Annotated in this window: 3 protein-coding genes; all 3 read left to right on the forward strand. The window is 72.9% G+C overall.

Translation table 11 applies throughout. From position 1 onward, the window contains the following. On the forward strand, positions 1–1,040 hold a 1,040-nt coding region (locus V6M57_RS09730; protein WP_332814788.1), incomplete at its 5' end, for a histone deacetylase family protein. Between the two features lie 305 nt (positions 1,041–1,345). Next, the gene (locus tag V6M57_RS09735; protein WP_332814789.1) at positions 1,346–3,658 is read left to right on the forward strand and encodes a glycoside hydrolase family 5 protein; all 2,313 of its coding nucleotides are present in this window, start codon (positions 1,346–1,348) and stop codon (positions 3,656–3,658) included. Between the two features lie 112 nt (positions 3,659–3,770). After that, positions 3,771–4,529 carry a gamma-glutamyl-gamma-aminobutyrate hydrolase family protein gene (locus V6M57_RS09740; protein WP_332814790.1) on the forward strand — a complete coding sequence of 253 codons (759 nt, stop codon included), beginning with the start codon at positions 3,771–3,773 and terminating at the stop codon, positions 4,527–4,529. Positions 4,530–5,057: the final 528 nt, after the last annotated feature.

The following is a 5,057-nucleotide window of genomic DNA, read 5'->3' on the forward strand; positions in this document are numbered from 1 at the left end:
TCTTCTTCAACGACCGCCACGCCCTGCACCACGGCCGCCACGAGATGTTCCGCGGCGAGCTGGTGCCCTGCTTCGAGGTGCCGGCCCGGGCCGACTACGTGCTGCAGGAGCTGCAGGCCCGCCAGCTCGGTCCCATCGAATCGGCGACGGAGGTCACGATGGAGGTCCTGGCCCGCATCCACGCCCCGCGCTACCTCGACTTCCTGTCCACCGCCTGGGACGAGTGGGTCGCGCTCGACCCGAAGAACGCCGAACGCGACGCGCTGCCTTCGTACTGGCCGATCCGCACCTTCCGCAGCGACGTGCTGCCGGCCAGCTTCCCGGCGCGCATGGGCCTGTTCTCCTTCGATGCCGGCTCGCCGATCACCGCCGGCACCTGGCCGGCGGCGCGCCAGGGCGCAGCCTGCGCGGTGGCCGGCGCACGGCACCTGCTGCAAGGGCATCGCAGCGCCTTTGCGCTGACCCGCCCGCCCGGCCACCACGCCGGCGCCGACTTCTTCGGCGGCTACTGCTTCCTGAACAACGCCGCCATCGCCGCCCAGGCGCTGCGCGACGGCGGGCTGGACAAGGTGGCGGTGCTCGACATCGACTACCACCACGGCAACGGCACCCAGGCCATCTTCTACGAACGCGCCGACGTGTTCTTCGCCAGCGTGCACGGCGACCCTCACACCGAGTACCCGTACTACCTGGGCTACGCCGACGAGCGTGGGGCCGGGGCGGGCGAGGGCGGCAACCTGAACCTGCCGCTGCCGCGCGGCACCGGTTTCGATCGCTGGCGCGAGGCGCTGGGCGCGGCGCTGCAGGCCATCGCCGCAGCCGGCGCGCAGGCGCTGGTGGTCTCGCTCGGCCTGGACACCTTCGAAGGCGACCCGATCGCCGGCTTCCGCCTGCGCAGCGCCGACTACCTGCGCGTCGGCGAGGACCTCGCGGCGGCGGGGCTGCCCACACTGTTCGTGTTCGAGGGCGGCTATGCGGTGGCGGAGGTCGGCGTCAACGCAGCCAACGTGCTGGATGGCTTTCGGCAGCGCGCGGCCTGAATCCCGGCGCAAGGGCCTGAACGAGCCAGCGGAACGCCGCACCCCGTTACCGCTGTAGTCGCGCATTACACCCCCCGCGCCGCCGTGCTATCGACACTGGCCAGGCGCGGGGCAGTACCCGCAGTTGGCGGGCAATGCAGCGACGTGAATTCCACAAGCGCGCGATCAGCGCGGCGGTCTTGACCCTGTTCGGCGTCGCCGGCTGTGGCGGCGGTGGCGGTGGTGGAGGTTCGGATGCACCAGCGCCCGCCGCAGGCCCGGCGCCCGCTCCCGCCAGCGGCGCCGGACCGGGCGGCAGTCCCGCCGTGCCGCCCGATCCGGCGGCGGTCGCGCCGGTGGCCCGCATCGGCACCAACCTGTCCGGCATGGAGTGGGCCGACGGTGTGCGCCTCGGCGACGCCACCGCGCCCAACCTGCATTTCACGGTGCCGCGTGCGGCCGAGGTGCGCTGGCTGGCGACGCGCGGCTTCGGCAAGAACCGGCTGCCCTTCATGTGGGAATTGCTGCAGCCGATGCTGGTGGACACGCAGGCCAACGCGCAGGCGCGCGCGCTGATCGGCGAACCCGGCGCGCTGCACGAGGGCTACGCCGGCTACATCGATGCCGTGCTCGACGCCCATGCCGTTGCCGGCGCGCGCTGCATCCTCGACTGCCACAACTACTGCCGCTACACCGACTTCCGCTTCCAGCCGGACGGCTCGGTGATCGGGCTGACGCTACCGCCGGACCCGCTGCGCCACGCCTACACCACCGATGCCTCGCAGGTGTTCACCCGCATCATGGCGACCGCACCGGGCGCGACGCTGCGCCCGGCGGCGTTCGCCGACCTGTGGCGGCGCATCGTGCAGCGCTGGGGCCGCCATCCCGGCTTCGGCGGCTACGGCCTGATGAACGAGCCGCACGACATGCCGCTGCCCGGACAGGTGACCGACTCCACGCCGGTCGGCGGCGTCGGCGAAGACCTGACGATCTGGCCCGCCTTCGCCCGCGCCGCGATCGACGCGATCCGCGCGCTGGACCCGGCCGGCACCATCTACGTATCCGGCAACGCCTGGGGCGGCGCGATGAACATAGGCCCCGAATTCAACCCCGCCTGGCCGCTGGCGGGCAGCAACCTCGTCTACGAGGTGCACAGCTACGTGGACGCCTTCAACAACGGCAACGGCTTCGACTGGGAACTGGAGGTGGCGAAGAACTTCACGGCCGGCTTCGGCGTCGGCCCGATGACGCTGGACACCGGCCGGGACCGCATGCGCATCGCCACCGACTGGGCCCGTGCCAACGGCACCGTCGTCGCCCTGACCGAGACCGGCATGCCGATCGACGACGCGCGCTGGCACGAGGCGTTCCGCCGGATGATCGACCACACCTGGGCCAGCGGCTGCGAGATCCAGACCTGGATCGGCGGCAGCCACTGGGCCGCGCGCAGTCACGGCATCAACCACGTGCCCGGCTGGCACCAGCACCGCACGCTGGAGCCGCTGGTGGCCGGCACCCTCAAGGCGGTTGCCGGCATCGACCAGGCCGACCTGTTCGACGCCGGCGGCGGCTTCTCGGCCGGCGGCGCGCCGGTGACGATCACCGTGTTCGCGCGCGGCCACCTGGCGGCCCCCGTGGCGCTGACGGTGGCTTCCGATGCCGGCGGCAGCTTCAGCAAGACGGCGCTGTCGATCCCGGCGGGGCCGAACGGGCAGGACAGCTTCACCTTCACGCCCGCCCCGGACAGCATCGCCACGCTCAGCTACCAGGCTGCGAGCGGGCGCCAGGTGCCGCCGCCGCGCAAGGTCTACTCGCTCGCCGATCCGGTGGCCCATGCCGCGACTTCGCTGGAGGACGCGGCGCGGGCGATCCTGGCGCGCCACTCGGCGGCGCTCTGGGACTTCGCCGACGGCTTCACCGACTACCTGCTCGGTCGCCCCGCGCAGGACGGCGAGCCGGTGCGCGCGGTGGCGGACAGCGGCTTCGCCTCGGGCGTGGGCAACGCGATGGACATGCTCAACTGGATGAACCAGGACAGCGCCCACGCCGGACCGCGCCGCCCACCCGTGCTGCGCCGCGCGGGCCCCCCGCATGCCGACCTGGCCGGCGCCGGCGCCACCGGCCTGTGGTGCCGCAAGGTGGTGCCCGGTCCGACCTATCCGAACCCGAGCAACCTGGCGCCCTGGAACCTGCAGGACGAGCACTTCGTGCTGGCCGCGATCGGCTTGCCGCAAGCCGGCGCCAATGGCGTCGTGTTCCGCGCCGGCGTGGCGGGGCAGCCCTGGGGCGTCGAGCTGGCGATGGCCGTCGGCCAGGTGCAGGCGCGTTGGCAGGACGCAGGCGGGGGCTCGCTCACGCTGGCCGGCCCTGCGCCGGCGGCGGGTGCGACCCACGTGCTGGCGCTCACCGGCGGCCAGGGCGCGCAGCAACTGCGGGTCGACGGCAGCGACGTGGCGTCCGGCACCGCGTCGTTCAGCGGGCCGGTCGGCGACCTGCTGATCGGATGGGGCGATCCGCTGCAGGTCGACACCCGCACGTTCGGCGGGCACGTCCATGCGGTGGTGACCGGGCCCGGCCGGCCCGGCGCGGCCGAACTGGCCGTGCTGGAGCGCTGGCTGGCGGCACGGGCGGCCGGCTGAGCCTGCGCGCGGCTCGACGGCAAGCCCGATACGGCAGCGTCCGACGCGCGGACGCGCCGCGCTGCCGACGATCTGCGCGGCGGCAGCGCCAGAATGGGCCATACCCGCCCCCGTGCCGCACAAGCCGCTGGTCTGGCTGCCGGCCTGCCACCGCCACCTGGACCTGTCGGACCCGGGCGGCTACACGGTGCTGGCCGACCGCTATGCCGCGGCCGTGTGCGAGCTCGGCATGCAGCCGGTGCTGTTCCCCATGGCCGGCGCCAACGACGTCAAGGACCTGCTGCCGCTGGTCGACGGCGTGCTGCTGACCGGCTCGCCCTCCAACGTCGAGGCCAGCCACTTCGGCGCCAAGGCGCTGGACACCGACCTGCTCGACCCGCGCCGCGACGCGCTCACCATGGCGCTGGTGCGCACCGCCATTGCGGAGGGCACGCCCCTGTTCGGCGTCTGCCGCGGGCTGCAGGAGATCAACGTCGCGCTCGGCGGCAGCCTGTACCAGCGCGTGCACACCGAGCAGGGCTTCATGGACCACCGCGAGCCCGAGGCGGCCGAGCTGGAGGCACAGTTCGCCGAGCGGCACGAGGTGCTGCTGGCGCCGGGCAGCGCCTTCGAGCAGTGGGCGCGCGGGCCACGTGCGCTGGTCAATTCGCTGCACGGGCAGGGCATCCGGAAGCTGGCCGAGGGACTGGCGGCCGAGGCGCACGCGCCCGACGGGCTGGTGGAAGGCGTGCGCGTGACGCGCGCGAGCGCCTTCGCCTACGGCGTGCAATGGCACCCCGAGTGGCGCCATGCCGCCAACCCGTTCTATCAACGAACCCTGGAGGCCTTCGCCCAGGCGTGCCGCGAGCACAGCCGGCGAAGGTCGGTGTGAGCCTGCCGGCCGAGCGGGTTCCTTGCGTCCAGAGCGCCCGTCCCTTCAGCTGCGCGCAGTCACCGAAGTCGATCGACGACCGTGCGGCGCGGCGGGCGGCGCCTGCCGTTGCTTCATGGTATGGCGGCCCCTGCTCGCTGCCGCTCGCAGGGTCTTCCCGCGAAATTTCTCCGGCCTGGGGCGGGCGGCATAACTCGCTGCGCTCCTTCGTCGCGCTGCTCAAACAGATGCCGCCAGTCAGATCACGATCGCGCGCCTGCGGCGCGCTGCCCCAGGCCGGAGAAATTTCGCGGCGCCCCACCAATCAGCCCCGCCAGGCGCCGCCCGCCGCGGGGAACCGACGCGCGGGTGCGAGCACCCATTCGACCGCCACCTGAGAGAGGTCTTCCGGAGCCTGGGAAAACCCTGGTCTTGCCCCCGTATTCCCGGACACGTTCTATTCGCAACGTAGCGCCGGCTCCTCTGGGTGAACCTGGCGCGCTTGTGCGGCTCGATGCCGCCTGAACTCCCTGGGAGATCGCATTTTCA

The organism is Ramlibacter sp. (genome assembly GCF_036676645.1).
Lineage (GTDB): Bacteria > Pseudomonadota > Gammaproteobacteria > Burkholderiales > Burkholderiaceae_C > Ramlibacter.